A 17,570-nucleotide genomic window follows, 5' to 3' on the forward strand; every position below is an offset into this window, starting at 1 on the left:
GGTTCTACTTTCGGAACCGCGTCATCATTTCGAAGGCGCTGCGCATCACCACGGGATCAGGCTTGGCGTCTTTCTTGGGGCGGTTTTGCGAGTCCATGATGTTGAGGTTGCCGTAATGGTCCATCGCATAGATGTCGTCCCCATGGCGTATGCCACGCAGCACCCAGCTGTCCACCAACAGCACCGGGGGCTCGGGCGGCGGCGGGACAAACAAATCCCGTCCCGTGCTGTAGTCACCGAAGGGATTGCTGCAGCCCAGGGCATGGTGCATCAGGGTCGGCACGAGATCCTGGTGCGCGCTGATGCCCGTCGGCACGGCTGTGCCTCGTCCGGGCCAATGCAGCACGAAGGGCACGACCACCTGGTAGTCGGCGAAATTGCCGTTGTGCCCCCAATAGCCTTGCTTCAAGTCGTTGAACTCATCACCGTGATCCCCCGTGATCAGGACGATCGTGTTCTTGTCCGCGCCCGAGGCACGCAGCTGGGCCAAGATCTCGCCGATCATGCTGTCGGCGTAGTGCACACCGGTGTGGTAACGGTTGATGTAAGGCAGGGCTTCCTGCTTGCCGTCCAGCTGCGAATAGCTGATCGACTCCGCCATGGGTTGGGCCAGCGGCGGGTAGCCCTTGGGGAAGTGATAGGGAGCATGCGATGAATCCAGGAAAGCCAGGCCAAACCAGGGGCGGCGAGGCTTGGCTTGCAGCTCTTGCGCGATATCCTGCTTCAAGGCATTCATGATGTGCCGATCACGTTCATAGATCGGCAGCTTGATGGGCGCCACTTCCAGGTGCTGGCGCACGTTGGCGAAGATGGTGCGGTCAAACTCGGTGCCATCCAGTGGCGCGCTCACGTACAGATGCAAGCCATAGCCTTGCTGCTGCAAAACCTGGAACAGGACGGACCCCCGCTGCTCCCTCAGCATGTCATCGAAGTAACTTGGCGGCACACCATAGAGCAGGCCGAAGAAACCCGGTCGCGTCGAATTGCCGCTGCTGTAATGACGCGGAAACACCATGGACTGCTGGGCCAGCTTCCACGTGTTGGGCATGATGGTCGCGTCCAGGGCATCACGCCGCAGGGAGTCCAGCACGATCATCAAAACGTTGGGCGCGGGCTCGGTCGGCGTGCACTGCATGGGCTGCAGGGGGTAGCGCAAGACGCCCTGCTTGGCGCCCGGACGCATGGCCCCCATCTCGCCTTGTGCTGAATCGTCCACGCCAACGCCGAACTGGCTCAACATCAAGCGTTTGGCGGTGATGGGCATGGCCCAGGGCAGGTAGGACCATTGACTGACGGCCGCGCGCAAGGCCCTGGCGTCGTAATACACCGTGGCGGCCTGCCCTGCCACCATGAACACCCCGGCGATCGCCCAATGCGACAGCACGGCACGCCGAGGCCGCGCAGGCAGCCGACGCCAGCAGGCCCACGCCAGGGCCGCCTGCGCGGCGAACACGGCCAGCACCACCGCGGCGGCCAGCGCCCAGTCGAGCCAGGACAGCTGCACTTGGTCGTACAGGGCACCGCTGAGCACCAGCTGGACCAGCAGGCTGTTGATGTGGAATCGGTACAGGGCGAACAACCGTGCGTCCAGCAGCAGCAGCACGATGAACGCACCATGCACAAGCACGGCCACGACCCCCAAGACCTGGGGTCGTTGCCGCTGTCGCATCACCAGCACGAGCAACAGAGGCAGCAAGGACACCAGGGCGGCGTAGAACGGGAAATGCCCCAAAGACGCCAGGGTGAGATACGTCGTGCCCAGAACGCCCCCGGGGTTGTCACGCAGCGGCGCATTGCTCAGCACAATCACCAGGGCAAGCAAGGCGTTGAGCAGCGTGAAGCGGCTCAACCACGATAGCGACTGCCAACGAGTCAAGGGGGCGTTCATGGAAATTCCTGTCTAAAGGTCTGATTCAAGCCGCCTCGCCCTTGAGCAAGGCCTGCATTTTGGCTTCATCGATCACGGGCACGCCCAGCTCGCGCGCCTTGTCCAGCTTGCTGCCAGCCTCTTCGCCCGCGACGACGTAGCTGGTCTTCTTGCTGACGGAGCCGGCCACCTTGGCGCCAGCGGCCTCGAGCATCTCCTTGGCCTCCTCGCGCGACAGCGTGGGCAAGGTGCCGGTCAGAACGAAGGTCTGGCCGGCCAGCGGCAGCAACGCGCGGGGCGCGGGCTCGCCCTCGGCCCATTGCACGCCACAGGCGCGCAGCTGCTCCACCACCTCGCGGTTGTGAGCCTGCTCGAAGAAAGTGCGGATGCTTTGCGCGACCACGGGGCCCACGTCGGGCGCCTCCATCAGCGCCTCCACGCCCGCGTCCATGATGGCGTCGAGCTGGCCAAAGTGGCGCGCCAGGTCCTTGGCCGTGGATTCACCCACATGGCGGATGCCCAAACCATAGAGAAACCGTGGCAAGGTGGTTTGCTTCGATTTCTGTAGCGCATCCACGATGTTCTGCGCCGACTTCTCGGCCATGCGCTCCAGCGCGGCGAGCGAGGTCAGGCCCAGGCGGTAGAGGTCGGGCAGGGTCTTGACCACCTCGCCATCCACCAGCTGGTCGACCAGCTTGTCCCCCAGGCCCTCGATGTCCATGGCCCGGCGCTGTGCGAAATGCAACAGAGCCTGCTTGCGCTGGGCGCTGCAAAAGAGCCCACCGGTGCAGCGGTGGTCGGCCTCGCCCTCCTCGCGCACCGCCGCGCTGCCGCAGACGGGACAAGACGTGGGCATGGTGAATTCGGGCGCTCCCGGTGGGCGTTTGTCGGGCAGCACGCCCACCACTTCGGGAATCACGTCCCCCGCGCGGCGCACGATGACCGTGTCGCCCACGCGCACGTCCTTGCGCCGGGCTTCGAGCTCGTTGTGCAAGGTGGCGTTGGTGACGGTCACGCCGCCCACGAAGACCGGCGCCAGCTTGGCCACGGGCGTCAACTTGCCCGTGCGGCCCACCTGCACCTCGATGGCCTGCACCGTGGTCAGCATCTCTTGCGCCGGGTATTTGTGCGCCACGGCCCAGCGCGGCTCACGGCTCTTGAAACCCAGCTGCTGCTGCAAAGCCAGGCTGTTGACCTTGTAAACCACGCCGTCAATGTCAAAGGGCAGGCTGTCGCGCAGCGCGCCCATGCGGGCGTGGAAATCCACCAGGGCCTCGGCGCCTGCGCCCAGGGCGCGGTGCTCGCACACCGGCAGGCCCATGGCGACGAAGGCGTCCATCACTTGGCCATGCGTGGCTGGCAGGGTCCAGCCACGCGCCTCGCCCAGGCCGTAAGCGTAAAAGCTCAGCGGACGTTGGGCGGCCATGGCCGGGTCCAGCTGGCGCACCGCGCCCGCCGCCGTGTTGCGCGGGTTGATGAAGGTTTTCTCACCCTTGGCACCGGCCGCGATCTTCTCGCGCTGTCGTTCGTTCAGCGCCTCGAAGTCGTCGCGGCGCATGTAGACCTCGCCGCGCACTTCCAGCACCTCAGGCGGCCACGACGTCATGGTTTCGCCGCCGGGCAGCCCCAAGGCGAAACGCACCCCAGGCTCAAGCGCGTCCTGCGCGTTGCTCGGACTTGGGGGCAGCGAACCTCGCGCAGCGGGGAGCGTGGGGGCCAACAATCTCAGTGGGATCTGGTTGATGGTGCGGATGTTCTGCGTCACGTCCTCGCCCGTTTCACCGTCACCGCGGGTGGCAGCTTGCACGAGCACGCCGCGCTCGTAGCGCAGGTTGATGGCCAGGCCATCGAACTTCAGCTCAGCCGCGTACTCGACCGGCGACGCACCCTCGCCCAGGCCCAGGGCCTTGCGCACGCGGGTGTCGAAGGCGCGCGCGCCCTCGGGCGTGGTGTCGGTCTCGGTGTCGATGCTGAGCATGGGCACGGCGTGCCGCACGGGCAGCAAGCCGTCCAGCACCTGGCCGATCACCCGCTGCGTGGGTGAGTCGGGCGTGCGCAGCTCAGGATGCGCGGCCTCGATGGCCTGCAGCTCCTGGAACAGTCGGTCGTACTCGGCGTCGGGAATCTCCGGCGCGTCCAACACGTAGTAGCGGTGCGCGTGGTGGTGCAGCTGCGCGCGCAGCGCGGCGGCGCGCACGGCGGCGGGCGGCGGTTCTGACGCCCCATGGCTGTCAGTGGCCCCGCTGAAAAGGTCCGGCGTCATGGTGGGCAACTCCCCTGTGTCTCAACTGAACAGACGGCGGGCCGCGGACGAGCCCGCGGGCAAGCCATGCGCCTCCAGCGCGTCGTACAAGGACTCCAGCTCCGCGCCGATGCGGTCCAGGTCTTCCACCACCAGCAAGCGGCCCGCGTCGTCGCCCAGGCGGCCGTCCATTTGCTGGGCCAGGTGGGTGGCCACGGCGCGCAGGCGTTCGTAAGGACGCTCGGCGCGCGGCACCTGGGGCACGTCCAGGCTGAGCGTGACTTCGCGGATCGCGGTCATGGCGGGGTCGGCCGAGGTGGCGGCCTGCGGATCGTGGTGCAGGGTCAGCACCGCTTGCTGGGGCAGGCCCGCGAGCACGGGCGATTGCCCGGCCACGCGGGGCAGCACCATGCGCCCCGGCAGCACGCCATCCACGAAGCCAAGCCGCGTGGCCAGCTGCTGCACATAGCCCGCGCTCCAAGCCGTGCGGCTGGCGCGCAGGGTGATGTTCAGTTGCGCGTCGTGCGCCTGGGCAAATCCATCCAGCTCGCGCGCGCGCGCCATCGCGTCCAACATGTCGGGCAAGTCGACCGCGCCGCCCAAGGCGTCGGCCAAGGCTTGGGTCTTGAGCACGAACTCGGAATACTCCAGCTCATTCAAAGCCCCCGCCCGGTTGGCCAGCTGCACACCGGTTTGCAAGAGGCTGTACTGCTGACCAGGCTGCGGCTGCTCCCACGTGCCGTCATCGGCCTGCGCCTCGACGGTGAAGGGCTTGCTGCCCACGCGGCGTGTCGCGGGCAGGTTGTGCAACACGGCGTCGCCCGAAATGGGCAACTCCAATTCGATGGTCGCCAGCACGTCGATCAAGGGGTCGAGGTGGTTGTGCTGCAAGCGCCGGTCGGTGGGGACCGCGGGAACGTCCTGCGCCGCTGCGGCCCAGGACGCATCAGGCTCGATGCCGGGATGCGACACAGGCACCTGAGGCGCGTGCGGTGTCAAGGACGGCGCGGAAGTGGACTGCGCGTGGTGCGGTTCGAGATAAGGCCAGCCGCGGTGCTCCGGTTCAGCCAGACGCGGCCGACCACGCCGGGCGGTCCACCAACCGTGCGCCAGCACGCCCGCCAGCACCAACAGGCCGGCGATCAGCAGGCCGATTTGCAGTGCGCTCATGCCTCGGCCATCGACACGGCGGCTTCCATGTCCACGGCGACGATGCGCGACACACCCTGCTCCTGCATGGTCACGCCGATCAGTTGTTCGGCCATCTCCATCGCGATCTTGTTGTGGCTGATGAAGAGGAACTGCGTGCCCTTGCTCATGCTGCCCACCAGGCGCGCGTACCGCTCGGTGTTGGCGTCGTCCAGCGGCGCGTCGACCTCGTCGAGCAAGCAGAAAGGCGCGGGGTTGAGCTGGAAGATGGCGAACACCAGCGCGATGGCGGTCAGCGCCTTCTCGCCGCCCGACAGCAGGTGGATGGTCTGGTTCTTCTTGCCCGGCGGCTGGGCCATGACCTGCACGCCCGAGTCCAGGATTTCCTCGCCCGTCATGATGAGCTTGGCCTGGCCGCCTCCGAACAGCTCGGGGAACATCTTGCCGAAGTGCTCGTTGACGGTTTTGAAGGTGTCGCCCAGCAGGTCGCGCGTTTCGGCGTCGATCTTGCGGATGGCGGATTCCAGTGTGTTCATGGCATCGTTCAGGTCGGCCGACTGCGCGTCCAGGAACTGCTTGCGCTCGCGCGCTGTCGCCAGTTCCTCCAAGGCCGCGAGGTTGACCGCGCCCAGCGCCGCGATCTCGCGGTTGAGACGCTCGATCTCGCCCTGCAAACCGCCCTCACCCCCGCGCAGGCGCACCTTGCCCTCCTCGATGGAAAGCGCCACGGCCTCCAGGTCGGCCTGGGCCTCGGCCAGTTGCTGGGTGTACTGCTCCAGACCCAGGCGCGCGGCCTGTTCCTTGAGTTGCAAATCGGTGATGCGCGCGCGCAGCGGCTCCAGCTCGCGCTCGAGCTTGACACGGCGCTCGTCGCTGGCGCGCAGCTTGAGCGTGAGGTCGTCGTACTCGCTGCGCTTGGCGGCCAGTTGCTGCTCGCGCTCGGTCTTGAGCGCCAGCGCGCCTTGCAGCCCCGCCTGGGCGGCGGCATCGGTGGCGCGCGTCAGTTCTTCGTTGAGGCGCTGCTCCTCGCTGGCGATGGCGGCCGACTGCTGCTCGGCGGTCTCGATGGCGCGGGCCAACTCCGCCTTGCGTGCGTCGAGCGAACGCAGGGCGAAGGTCGCCTCCTGGGCCTGACGCTCCAGCGCGCGCAGTTGCTCGCGGCTGGCGGCCAGCTTGCGCTCGGCCTCCAGCACGCGCTCGTCCAGTTGGGCCTGGCGTTCCTGGCTGTCGGCCAGGCGCATGTCCAGCTCCTCGAAGCGCGCCTCGGCGGCCATGCGGCGCTCTTGCAGGTCTTCCAGCAGCGCATCCACCTCGGCCATGTCGCCTTGCAGCTGCTCGCTGCGGGCACGGGTCTGCTCGGCCAGCTGGGTCAGGCGCAGGGTTTCAACCTGCACCTCGTGGGCGCGGGCCTGGGCCTCGTCGGCCTCGCGGCGCACGGCCACCAGGCGCTGGGCCGCGTCGGCATAGGCGGCCTCGGCACGCACCAGGGCGCTCTTGGCTTCCTCGCTGATCAAGACCTGGGCCCGCACCTGCTTCTCCAGGCTTTCGATTTCCTGGGCGCGGGCCAGCAGGCCGGCCTGTTCATTGTCCTGGGCGTAGAAGCTCACGCTGTGGCGGCCCAGGGCGTGACCGCTCTTGACGTAGATGACCTCGCCCGCCCCGAGCTGCTCGCGCTGACCCTGGGCCTCTTCCCAGCTCTGGGCGACGTAGCAGCCCTGCAACCAGTCGGCCAGCACGGCCTTGAGGCCCGCGTCGCCCACGCGCAGCAGACTGGCCAGCAGCGGCAAGCCCACCTTGCCGCTGGCCGGCGCTTCGGCCGCAGCCGCGGGTGCGCTGTAGAAGGCCAGCTTGGTCGGGGGCGCGTCGGCCGCGAAGGACTTCAGCATTTCCAACCGGCTGATGGGCAACGCGGCCATGCGTTCACGCAGCGCGGCTTCCAGGGCGTGCTCCCAGCCTTGCTCGATGTGCAGCTGTGTCCACAGGGCCTGCAGGCCGTCCATGCCGTGCTTGGCCAGCCAGGGCTGCAGCTTGCCATCGGTCTTGACCTTGTCCTGCAAGGCCTTGAGCGCTTCCAGCCGCGCGGACAAATCGGCCTGCCGGGCGCTTTCGGTGTTGGCGGCGCGCTGTTTCTCTTGGCGCTCGCTGTCCAGCTCAGGCGTGCGTTCCTGCAAGTCGTGCAAGCGGGCTTGGGCCTCTTCGGCGGCTTCGCGGGCCTGGGTGTTCTGGGCTTGCAGGGCCTGCAGCTTGGCCTCGTCGGGCGCGGCCAGGGCTTTCTTGTCGGTGTCCAGGCGCTCGCGGCGTTGCTGCAGCTGGCGCGTTTGCTCCTCGATGCCGCGCTGCTCGGCCGCCAGCACCTGGATCTGCTGCTGCACTTCGTGCACGCTGCTCTTTTGCTCGTTGGCGCGCTGCTGGGCCTGGCGCACCGCGTCCTCCAACTCGGGCAAGGCGGCGGATTGCTCTTCCAGCTGAGCGGCCAGCTCGACGTTCTTTTCCTCGCCGGTCGAGGCCAGCTCGGCCAGGCGCTCGATCTCGGCCAGGGCATCGCCCTTGCGCTCGCCCCACTGGCTGTTCTGTTCCTTCAAGGCTTTCAGGCGCTCCTGCGCGCGCTGGCGGCCCTCGACCACGAAGCGGATTTCGGCCTCTAGGCGGCCCACCTCGGCGCCGGCCTCGTAGACCTTGCCCTGGGCCTGGTTGACCTGGTCGCCCGCCGCGTAATGCGCCTGACGGATGGTTTCCAGCTCGGCCTCGATGTGGCGCAGGTCGGCCACGCGCGCCTCCAGGTCGATCACGGCGCGCTCGCCTTCGGCGTGAATGCGCTTTTGCTCGGCCTCGGCCTCCGCGCGGCGCAGGAACCAGAGCTGGTGCTGCTTGAGGCTGGCCTCGGCCTGCAAGGTCTTGTACTTCTGCGCCACCTCGGCCTGGTGTTCCAGCTTTTCGAGGTTGGCGTTCAGCTCGCGCAGGATGTCTTCCACCCGGGTCAGGTTCTCGCGCGTGTCGGACAGGCGGTTCTCGGTCTCGCGGCGGCGCTCCTTGTACTTGGACACGCCCGCGGCCTCTTCCAGGAACAGGCGCAGCTCCTCCGGCTTGGATTCGATGATGCGGCTGATCGTGCCCTGGCCGATGATGGCGTAGGCACGCGGCCCCAGGCCCGTGCCGAGGAACACGTCCTGCACGTCGCGGCGGCGCACCGGCTGGTTGTTGATGTAGTAGCTGCTGGTGCCGTCGCGCGTGAGCACGCGCTTGACCGCGATCTCGGCGTACTGGCCCCACTGGCCACCCGCGCGGTGGTCGGCGTTGTCAAACACCAGCTCCACGCTGGCGCGGCTGGCGGCCTTGCGGCTGGTGGTGCCGTTGAAGATCACGTCCTGCATGGACTCACCGCGCAGCTCCGAAGCGCGGCTCTCGCCCAGCACCCAGCGCACCGCGTCCATGATGTTGGACTTGCCGCAACCGTTGGGCCCCACCACGCCCACCAGCTGCCCCGGCAGCATGAAATTGGTCGGTTCGGCGAAGGACTTGAAACCGGAAAGCTTGATGGAGTTGAGGCGCACGGCGGGATGCTTTGAGTGTTCTATCGGGAGGCCAAAAACAGACAAGGAGTCGCCTGCCTGAACACGAAATCATACCGTCTGGCCCGACGCGGCCCAGTGCCCCGGAAACCGCTAGATTGGAGGCCACTTCCCCTGGTTTCCACCGGCAACGCAACATGGCTCAAATCTCACCCGTCGCGCGCATTTCCGACTTGTGCATCGGCTTTTTCCTGGTCCTGTTGCTGGCCCTTGCACCGGTGACAGGAAGCGCGCAAGGCAAACTGAAGAAACGGGTGGATGAAGACTTTTCACGCATCGACACGGACGACAACGACCTGATCAGCCCGCAGGAATGGAAACGCCGAGGCAATTTCGAGGCCCTGGATCAAGACGGCGACGGATTTCTCAGCAAGGAAGAAATGGCGGCTCTCTACCGCGCCGGCAGCCGCGGCGCCTTGGAGCATGTCAACGAACCGGTGAATCCACCGGCGATGGATGCCAGCTACGAAACCGACAAGATCGCGACCAGCGCGCTCGATCATGTGACCTTGTGCGGCATCAGCCGGGAAAGTTGCAAGATGCAGGACAGCGAAGCGCAATTCCAGCGCGTCGGATTGTTCGAGACGGGACTGGGGCCGCAGTTTCCGAAGGAGGCCAGCTGCCTCGGCATTGATGACTACTTTGCGCTTCCCTACAACTACAAGCGTTCCAGCAGCGGTGCGCGTCATGGCGGCATGGACATGCCCGCTGCCTGGGACACACCCATCCTCGCCGCGGCTGACGGCACGGTGGTCGGCATGTATGGCGCGGACAACTCTCAAAGGGGGCGCGAGATCGTGCTGCGCCACGCCCCGGAAGACACGGGGTTGCCCGTGTGGCTCTACACCCAGTACGCCCACCTGAACCAGGCGCCCACACTCAAACTCGGTCAGCGGGTGCGCATGGGCGATCTCGTGGGGCTGACTGGCAACTCGGGGTTGTCAGCCCAGGGGGATCGCCCCACCACGGGACGACGCCCTGCCATCCACTACGCAGCCTGGTTCAGCGATTCGCGACGCTATGCCGATACTGGCGCCGCCATCGTGCCCGAACACGGCTTTTGGCTCGACCCCAATGGCATCTACCGTGGCGGCCCGCCTTTCGACTCGGCGTCGCTCAAAGCCCTGCCTGAGAATGAAAAGTTCGTGCTTATCCCCGTGATGTACACCGACGGAACCACCCAACCCGCGAACACGCGGCTCATCTGGCCTTACACCTGCACACACCGCGCGAAGCGTCTTGCCGAATGAGCGGCCGCGAAAGTCCACCCACTCACCCGAACCAGCACGCGGATCCTGTTGCACAACCCAAGAGCATCGGCAGACAAGAACACCGCAAGGGCTGCGGGATAATTCAGCCCCATGAACCCCCTGCTCCAGAAGCTGCAGCCCTACCCTTTCGAGCGGCTGCGCAAGCTCTTCGAAGGCGTCACGCCCAACCCCGCTTACCGCCCCATCAGCTTGGGCATCGGCGAACCCAAGCACCCCACGCCGGACTTCATCAAACAGACGCTCAACAGCGCGCTGTACGACCCGGCCAATGACTTGGCGGCGTACCCGCCGACGGCCGGCACGCCCAAGCTGCGCGCGGCCTTCACTGGCTGGCTGACGTCGCGTTACGGGCTGGAACTGGACCCGGCCACGCAGGTACTGCCAGTCAATGGCTCGCGCGAGGCGCTGTTCGCCTTTGCGCAGACGGTGATCGACCCGATGAAAATGGATGGCGACGGCAAGGGGCCCATCGTCGTCTGCCCCAACCCCTTCTACCAAATCTACGAAGGCGCGGCCTTGCTGGCGGGCGCCACGCCCTACTTCGCGCCCAGCGACCCGAAACGCAATTTCGCGGTGGATTGGGACAGCGTGCCCGAGGCGGTGTGGCAACGCACGCAGCTGCTGTTTGTCTGCTCGCCGGGCAACCCCACGGGCGCGGTGATGCCGCTGGACGAATGGCAGAAGCTGTTCGAACTGAGCGACCGGCACGGTTTTGTGATCGCCTCGGACGAGTGCTACAGCGAGATCTATTTCCGCGACGAGCCGCCCCTGGGCGGGCTGGAGGCCGCCGCCAAGCTGGGCCGCAGCTTCGAGCGCCTGGTGGCCTTCACCAGCCTGTCCAAGCGCAGCAATGTGCCCGGCCTGCGCAGCGGTTTCGTGATGGGCGACGCGGCGCTGCTCAAGGCCTTCCTGCTCTACCGCACCTACCACGGCAGCGCCATGGCCCCGCCCACGCAAGCGGCCAGCATCGCGGCCTGGGGTGACGAGGCGCATGTCGTGGCCAACCGCGAGCAGTACCGCGCCAAGTTCGCGCGGGTCACGCCCATCCTGGCCGAGGTGCTGGACGTGGCCCTGCCTGATGCGGGCTTTTACCTGTGGGCTGGCGTGCGCGGCGTCTGCGGCGGCGATGACGCGGCTTTCGCGCGGGAACTGCTGGCTCAATACAATGTCACGGTTTTGCCCGGCAGCTACCTGGCGCGCGAAGCCCACCAACACAACCCTGGCCAAGGTCGCATCCGCATGGCCCTCGTCGCGGAAACGGCGGAGTGCGAGGAAGCCGCCCGGCGCATCGTCCAGTTCGTTCAATCCGACAAGTAACCACCACAACACCGATACCATGAGCCAGCAACTGCAACAGACCATCGAAGCCGCCTGGGAAGACCGGACCAAGCTCTCGCCCAAGTCCGCCCCGCAGGACATCGCCGACGCGGTGGACTCGGTCATCGCCCAGCTCAACAACGGCACGCTGCGCGTCGCCACACGCGAATCGGTCGGCCAATGGACCGTGCACCAGTGGGTGAAGAAGGCGGTGCTGCTGTCCTTCCGCCTCAAGGACAACGAACTCGTGCGCGCGGGTGACCTGGGCTTCTACGACAAGGTGCCGACCAAGTTCTCCGACCTGTCGGCCCAGGAAATGGCCGCCACCGGCGTGCGCGTGGTGCCCCCGGCCGTGGCGCGGCGCGGCAGCTACATCGCCAAGGGCGCCATCTTGATGCCCAGCTACGTGAACATCGGTGCCTATGTCGACGAGGGCACGATGGTGGACACCTGGGCCACCGTGGGCAGTTGCGCCCAGGTGGGCAAGAACGTGCACCTGTCTGGCGGCGTGGGTCTGGGCGGCGTGCTGGAGCCGCTGCAGGCCAACCCGACCATCATCGAGGACAACTGCTTCATCGGCGCGCGCAGCGAGATCGTCGAGGGCGTGATCGTCGAGGAAAACTCGGTCATCAGCATGGGCGTGTACATCGGCCAGAGCACCAAGATTTACGACCGCGCCACGGGCCAGATCCACCAGGGCCGCGTGCCCGCCGGTTCGGTGGTGGTGGCGGGCAACCTGCCCAGCGCCGACGGCAAGTACAGCCTGTACGCGGCCATCATCGTCAAGAAGGTGGACGCCAAGACGCGCTCCACCACCAGCCTGAACGACTTGTTGCGAGATTGACCTTTGAGTCGGCTTCGCCGCCGCCTGGCCCTTGAACAAGGGAACGCGACCCGCGGTCCGGTCAACCCGGCGCTGCGGTCGCCCGTGATCGACAACCCATGACCCAAACTCTTCAGCTCGCCGAGCAACTGATCGCCCGCCCCTCCGTCACGCCGGAGGACGGTGGCTGCCAGCAGCTGATCGCCCAGCGTCTGGCGCCCCTGGGTTTCCAGAACGAAACACTGACGTTCGGGCCAGAGGAGTTCCGCGTCACCAACCTCTGGTCGGTGCGGCCCTCGCTGGCCGCGGCGGACGCGCTCACGTCTCTGCCGACCCTGGTTTTCGCGGGTCACACCGACGTGGTGCCCACCGGGCCTGTCGCGCTGTGGAGCCAAGACCCCTTCACGCCCACGCACCGCGACGGCAAGCTCTACGGGCGCGGCGCGGCCGACATGAAGACCTCGATCGCGGCCTTCGTGGTGGCGGCGGAGGAATTCGTCGCGGCGTACCCACAGGCGCCGCTGAACCTCGCCCTGCTGCTGACCAGCGACGAGGAAGGCCCGTCGGTGGACGGCACCGTCAAGGTGTGCGAGACGCTCCAGGCGCGCGGCACGCGGCTGGACTACTGCATCGTCGGCGAGCCCACCTCCGTCAAGCAGACGGGCGACATGATCAAGAACGGCCGGCGTGGCACCATGAGCGGCAAGCTGACCGTCAAGGGCGTGCAGGGCCACATCGCCTACCCGCAGCTGGCGCGCAACCCCATCCACCTGTTCGCGCCCGCGCTGGCCGAACTGGCGGCCATGGAATGGGACCGGGGCAACGACTACTTCCAACCCACGAGCTGGCAGGTGAGCAACATCCACGGCGGCACCGGCGCAACCAATGTGATCCCAGGCGCGCTGGTGGTGGACTTCAACTTCCGCTTCAGCACCGAATCCACGCCTGAAGGCCTGCAGCAGCGCGTGACCAGCGTGCTGAACAAGTACGGCCTCGAGTACGAGCTGCTGTGGACCATCGGCGGCCTGCCCTTCCTCACACCCGTGGGCACCTTGGTCGGCGCGGTGCAGCAGGCCATTCGCGAGGAGACGGGCTTGAACACCGAGCTCTCCACCACCGGCGGCACCAGCGACGGGCGCTTCATCGCCAAGGTCTGCCCGCAGGTGATCGAGCTGGGCCCCACCAACGCCACCATCCACAAGATCGACGAGCACATTCCCGTGGCCGACATCGAACCGCTGAAGAACATCTACCGGCGCACCATGGAGAAGCTGGCCCAAGCGAAGCTGGCCGCGCAATGACGCTGGCCGAACTCATAGCCCAGGCCGCAGCTCGTCTCGCTGCGGCGCATCAGGCGGGCCAGCTGGCCTTCGGTCATGGCACCACCAACGCGCACGACGAAGCCGCCTGGCTGGTGCTCTGGAAGCTGGCCTTGCCGCTGGATTGCGACCTGGGCAGCGAAGGCGCGCGCTCGGTCTCGACCGCCGAAGCCCGCGACGCGCTGGCGCTGATCGACGAGCGCATCGCCACCCGCAAGCCCGCCGCCTACCTCACGCGCGAAGCCTGGCTGCAGGGCGTGCCGTTCTACGTCGACGAGCGGACCATCGTGCCGCGCAGCTTCATCGCCGAGCTGATCGCCGACGCCGATGGCCAAGGCACGCTGGACGCCTGGCTGGGCGAGGACACGAGCGCGGTGCTCGACCTCTGCACCGGCAACGGCAGCCTGGCCGTGCTGGCCGCCCTGGCCTGGCCCGAGGTGCGGGTCGATGGCGCGGACATTTCCGACGAGGCCCTGGCCGTGGCGCGCATCAACATCGACAAACATGGTCTACAGGAGCGCGTGCAACTGCTGAAGTCCGACGGCCTGGCCCAGGTGGCGCGCAGCTACGACCTCATCCTCTGTAACCCGCCCTACGTCAACCAGCAGAGCATGACCGCCTTGCCCGCCGAATACCGCGCCGAGCCCGAGCTCGCCTTGGCCGGGGGTGCGGACGGCATGGACTTCATCCGCCGCCTGCTGCGCGACGCCCCGGCCCGCATGAGCGCGCACGCCGTGCTGGTGCTCGAGATTGGCAACGAACGCGAACATTACGAAGCCGCCTTCCCTGCCCTGGCCGCCCGCACCGTGTGGCTCGACACCAGCGCGGGCGCGGACCAGGTATTGCTGCTCACGCGCGAGGCGCTCGATGCAGCGGCGCCCGGCGCGGACACGCCGCGATGATCCCGACCACGCAACGCGCTCCGCATCGCGGCGAAGAGCTATCTCCAGCTCACCCCGGACGCCCGACCCCATGATCACCCTCAAGAACATCACCCTGCGCCGCGGCGCCAAAGTCATCCTCGACGGCGCCTCGGCCACCATCAACCCCGGCGAAAAAGTCGGCCTGGTGGGCCGCAACGGCGCAGGCAAATCCACCCTGTTCGCCCTGCTCAATGGCAGCATTCACGAAGACGGCGGGGATTTCAGCATTCCCGCGCAGTGGCGCATGGCACAGGTCGCGCAGGACATGCCCGAGACGGATGAAAGCGCCACGGACTTCGTGCTCGCGGGCGACACAGCCCTGGCCGCCGTCAACGCGGAAGTTGCTGCGGCCGAGGCCAGTGAGGACGGCGAACGCATGGCGCACGCCTACATGGCGCTGCAGGACGTGGGCGCGCACGACGCACCAGCGCGCGCGCAGGCCCTCATCCTGGGCCTGGGGTTCCAGAACCCGGAACTGGATCGTCCCGTCAACAGCTTCTCCGGCGGCTGGCGCATGCGTCTGCAGCTAGCCCGTGCGCTGATGGCCCCCAGCGATCTGCTGCTGCTCGACGAGCCGACCAACCACTTGGACCTGGACGCCCTGGTCTGGCTCGAGGCCTGGCTGCAACGCTACGCAGGCACGCTGCTTGTCATCAGCCATGACCGCGAGTTTCTCGACGCCATCACGAACGTGACGCTGCACATCGAGAGCGCGCAGCTCAAACGCTACGGTGGCAACTACAGCCGCTTCGAGGACATGCGCGCAGAGCAATTGGCGCTGCAACAGGCCAGTTACTCCAAGCAACAGGACAAGATCGCCCACCTGCAAAAATTCATCGCCCGCTTCAAAGCCCAGGCCAGCAAGGCCAAGCAGGCGCAGAGCCGCGTCAAGGCCCTGGAGCGCATGGAAAAAATCGGCCCGGTGCTGGCCGAGGCCGACTTCACCTTCGAGTTCAAGGAACCGGCCAACCTGCCCAACCCCATGCTGACATTGCAAGGCGTGAGCTGTGGCTACCCCAGCGCGGAGGCGAGCGCCGCGCCCACGACCATCGTGCGCAACGTCGGCAAATCCGTGCTGGCGGGGCAACGCATCGGCATCCTGGGCGCGAACGGCCAGGGCAAGTCCACACTGGTCAAAACCATCGCGGGCGATCTGAAACCGATCGCCGGCGAAATCGTCCAGGGCAAGGGTCTGGCCATCGGCTACTTCGCGCAGCAGGAGCTGGACGTGCTGCGCCCCCAGGACACGCCGCTGGAACACATGATTCGCCTCGCCCGCGATACGACTCAGGCAGGCCGCCTGAGCGGCCAGAGCACGCGCGAACAGGATCTGCGCAGCTACCTGGGTAGCTTCAACTTCACGGGCGATCAGGTCAAGCAGGCCGTGGGCAGCATGAGCGGCGGCGAAAAGGCACGCCTGGTGTTGGCCCTGCTGGTCTGGCAGCGCCCCAATCTGCTGCTGCTCGACGAGCCGACCAACCACCTGGACCTGGCCACGCGCGAGGCCCTGTCCGTCGCGCTCAACGAGTTCGAAGGCGCGCTGATGTTGGTCAGCCACGACCGCGCCCTGCTGCGTGCCGTGTGCGACGAGTTCTGGTTGGTGACGCGCGGCGGCGTGCTGCCCTTCGACGGCGACCTGGATGACTACCAGCGCTACCTGCTGGAGGAAGCCAAGCGGCAGCGGGAGGCCATCAAGGCCAGCGCCACGGGCCAGGCTGCAGCCTCGGTCCCCGCAGCGGCCGCCACGGCCCCCGTGGTCAACTCGCCGCTCAACGCGTCCAGCACGGCCAAGCCCGTCCCGCGCGAGAACAACCGCACCCGCCAGATGCGCAAGGAGCTGGAGCAATGCGAGGCGCGTATGGCCGCGCTGAGCCAGGAGAAGCAAGGCATCGAGGCACGCCTGAACGCGAACCCGGCCCTGGACGAAATCCAGCGGCTGAGCACGCGCATGGCGGCGCTGCAGACGGAACTCGACGGCGTGGAAGCACGCTGGCTCGAATTAGGTAACGCATTGGAAGCGGCCACTTGAACAAGGCGTGAATTTCGTGGCATAATCGCAGTCTTTCGGGCTCTTAGCTCAGTTGGTAGAGCAGCGGACTCTTAATCCGTAGGTCGAGTGTTCGAGTCACTCAGGGCCCACCAAACAACCGAAAGAAATCAACGCCCTGGCGCTCAAGCGCCGGGGCGTTTTTCTTTGGCTTCGTCGCAAAATACGAGACGTTCTCTATGACATGTCTCCTATACAGTGCCGCCACCATCCACCATGTCCGACATCCTCAACATCTCCGTCTACAAGTTCGTGCCGCTGCCGGACGCCGCCGAGCTGCGCGAGCGCCTGAAGGCCCACGCCGAGGCGCTGGGCCTCAAGGGCACGGTGCTGCTGGCCGAGGAAGGCATCAACCTCTTCGTGGCGGGTACCGAGGCGGCCGTGCGCGAGTTCGTCGCGACCCTGCACGCGGACCCGCGCCTGGCCGATCTGGCGCCCAAGGAAAGCTGGTCGGACCACCAACCCTTTCGCAAGCTGGTGGTCAAGCACAAGCGCGAGATCATCCGCATGAACCACCCGACCATCCGCCCCGCCGAGGGCCGTGCCCCGGCCGTGGCGCCGTTGACGGTGAAGCGGTGGCTGGACCAGGGCCACGACGACGAGGGCCGGCCGGTGGTCACGCTGGACACGCGCAACGCCTTCGAGGTTCAGCATGGGGCTTTCGAAGGCGCGATCGATTGGCGCATCCGCAAGTTCTCGGAGTTTCCCGCGGCCGTGCAAGCGCACAAGGCCGAGCTGGAAGGTAAGACGGTGATCAGCTACTGCACCGGCGGCATCCGCTGCGAAAAAGCCGCCATCTACATGCAGGAAGCCGGTCTGAGCCATGTCTACCAGATCGAGGGCGGCATCCTCAAGTATTTCGAGGAAGCGGGCGGCGCGCACTACCAGGGCAACTGCTTTGTCTTCGACGAGCGCATTTCCCTCAGCCCGGACCTGACGCCCCTGCCGCCAGGCACTCCGCACCCCTCCATCGACCGCGACGTCAGCGTGGACTGAGAGGTCGCCCCTCAACCCACAACGGACAGACCCCGCGCCGCTGCGTG

At 66.8% G+C, this 17,570-nt stretch carries 11 protein-coding genes, 1 tRNA gene and 1 pseudogene; 9 read left to right on the top strand and 4 right to left on the bottom strand.

All coding sequences use genetic code 11. The features are described 5' to 3' along the window. Nucleotides 1-4: 4 nt before the first annotated feature. The 4 genes from HGR_RS04690 to smc are packed head-to-tail and all read right to left on the bottom strand — an operon-like array spanning nt 5 to nt 8,809. Nucleotides 5-1,888, bottom strand: coding sequence for a sulfatase-like hydrolase/transferase (locus HGR_RS04690; RefSeq protein ID WP_006296967.1), 1,884 nt, complete (start codon nt 1,886-1,888; stop codon nt 5-7). Nucleotides 1,889-1,913: 25 nt separating this feature from the next. Beyond that, nucleotides 1,914-4,130 carry an NAD-dependent DNA ligase LigA gene (ligA, locus tag HGR_RS04695; RefSeq protein ID WP_006296968.1) on the bottom strand — a complete coding sequence of 739 codons (2,217 nt, stop codon included), beginning with the start codon at nt 4,128-4,130 and terminating at the stop codon, nt 1,914-1,916. Between the two features lie 21 nt (nt 4,131-4,151). Continuing rightward, a complete protein-coding gene (locus HGR_RS04700; RefSeq protein WP_006296969.1) occupies nt 4,152-5,279 on the bottom strand; it encodes a cell division protein ZipA C-terminal FtsZ-binding domain-containing protein in 1,128 nt (375 codons plus the stop codon). Beyond that, entirely contained in the window at nt 5,276-8,809 is a 3,534-nt protein-coding gene (gene smc / locus HGR_RS04705) for a chromosome segregation protein SMC (protein ID WP_006296970.1), read from the bottom strand. The genes HGR_RS04700 and smc overlap by 4 nt, the downstream gene beginning before the upstream one ends. A gap of 155 nt (nt 8,810-8,964) precedes the next feature. Here smc and HGR_RS04710 point away from each other — a divergent pair, with 155 nt between their 5' ends. The 9 genes and pseudogenes from HGR_RS04710 (at nt 8,965) to HGR_RS04745 (ending at nt 17,523) form a co-directional block, all read left to right on the top strand. Continuing rightward, nucleotides 8,965-10,077: a peptidoglycan DD-metalloendopeptidase family protein gene (locus HGR_RS04710; RefSeq protein WP_039852304.1), complete on the top strand. Its 1,113-nt coding sequence runs from the start codon at nt 8,965-8,967 to the stop codon at nt 10,075-10,077. A gap of 111 nt (nt 10,078-10,188) precedes the next feature. Next, nucleotides 10,189-11,415, top strand: coding sequence for a succinyldiaminopimelate transaminase (gene dapC, locus HGR_RS04715; protein ID WP_006296972.1), 1,227 nt, complete (start codon nt 10,189-10,191; stop codon nt 11,413-11,415). A gap of 19 nt (nt 11,416-11,434) precedes the next feature. After that, entirely contained in the window at nt 11,435-12,259 is an 825-nt protein-coding gene (gene dapD / locus HGR_RS04720; protein WP_006296973.1) for a 2,3,4,5-tetrahydropyridine-2,6-dicarboxylate N-succinyltransferase, read from the top strand. A gap of 98 nt (nt 12,260-12,357) precedes the next feature. Beyond that, on the top strand, nt 12,358-13,539 hold the full coding sequence (gene dapE / locus HGR_RS04725) for a succinyl-diaminopimelate desuccinylase (RefSeq protein WP_006296974.1): 1,182 nt from the start codon (nt 12,358-12,360) through the stop codon (nt 13,537-13,539). Then, nucleotides 13,536-14,459, top strand: coding sequence for a 50S ribosomal protein L3 N(5)-glutamine methyltransferase (gene prmB / locus HGR_RS04730; protein ID WP_006296976.1), 924 nt, complete (start codon nt 13,536-13,538; stop codon nt 14,457-14,459). Before dapE ends, prmB begins: the two co-directional genes overlap by 4 nt. A 118-nt stretch (nt 14,460-14,577) precedes the next feature. Continuing rightward, a pseudogene (locus HGR_RS18055) lies at nt 14,578-15,003 on the top strand (ATP-binding cassette domain-containing protein); the annotation flags it as partial. A 234-nt stretch (nt 15,004-15,237) separates the two neighbouring features. Next, nucleotides 15,238-16,509 carry an ABC-F family ATP-binding cassette domain-containing protein gene (locus HGR_RS18060; protein WP_406564755.1) on the top strand — a complete coding sequence of 424 codons (1,272 nt, stop codon included), beginning with the start codon at nt 15,238-15,240 and terminating at the stop codon, nt 16,507-16,509. A 37-nt stretch (nt 16,510-16,546) separates the two neighbouring features. Continuing rightward, nucleotides 16,547-16,622, top strand: a tRNA-Lys gene (locus HGR_RS04740). A 121-nt stretch (nt 16,623-16,743) separates the two neighbouring features. Next, complete coding sequence (locus tag HGR_RS04745; RefSeq protein WP_006296978.1) at nt 16,744-17,523, top strand: sulfurtransferase; 780 nt, start codon at nt 16,744-16,746, stop codon at nt 17,521-17,523. The last annotated feature ends 47 nt before the right edge of the window (nt 17,524-17,570 follow it).

The sequence above is a fragment of the Hylemonella gracilis ATCC 19624 genome (assembly GCF_000211835.1).
In the GTDB taxonomy this organism is placed as follows: Bacteria; Pseudomonadota; Gammaproteobacteria; order Burkholderiales; family Burkholderiaceae_C; genus Hylemonella; species Hylemonella gracilis.

Bases quoted from the DNA above. Each gene is read 5' to 3' on its own strand.
- HGR_RS04700 (WP_006296969.1), bottom strand. From the start codon at position 5,279: ATGAGCGCACTGCAAATCGGCCTGCTGATCGCCGGCCTGTTGGTGCTG.
- dapE (WP_006296974.1), top strand. From the start codon at position 12,358: ATGACCCAAACTCTTCAGCTCGCCGAGCAACTGATCGCCCGCCCCTCC.
- dapC (WP_006296972.1), top strand. From the start codon at position 10,189: ATGAACCCCCTGCTCCAGAAGCTGCAGCCCTACCCTTTCGAGCGGCTG.
- HGR_RS04710 (WP_039852304.1), top strand. From the start codon at position 8,965: ATGGCTCAAATCTCACCCGTCGCGCGCATTTCCGACTTGTGCATCGGC.
- dapD (WP_006296973.1), top strand. From the start codon at position 11,435: ATGAGCCAGCAACTGCAACAGACCATCGAAGCCGCCTGGGAAGACCGG.
- HGR_RS04745 (WP_006296978.1), top strand. From the start codon at position 16,744: ATGTCCGACATCCTCAACATCTCCGTCTACAAGTTCGTGCCGCTGCCG.
- HGR_RS04690 (WP_006296967.1), bottom strand. From the start codon at position 1,888: ATGAACGCCCCCTTGACTCGTTGGCAGTCGCTATCGTGGTTGAGCCGC.
- ligA (WP_006296968.1), bottom strand. From the start codon at position 4,130: ATGACGCCGGACCTTTTCAGCGGGGCCACTGACAGCCATGGGGCGTCA.
- prmB (WP_006296976.1), top strand. From the start codon at position 13,536: ATGACGCTGGCCGAACTCATAGCCCAGGCCGCAGCTCGTCTCGCTGCG.
- HGR_RS18060 (WP_406564755.1), top strand. From the start codon at position 15,238: ATGCGCGCAGAGCAATTGGCGCTGCAACAGGCCAGTTACTCCAAGCAA.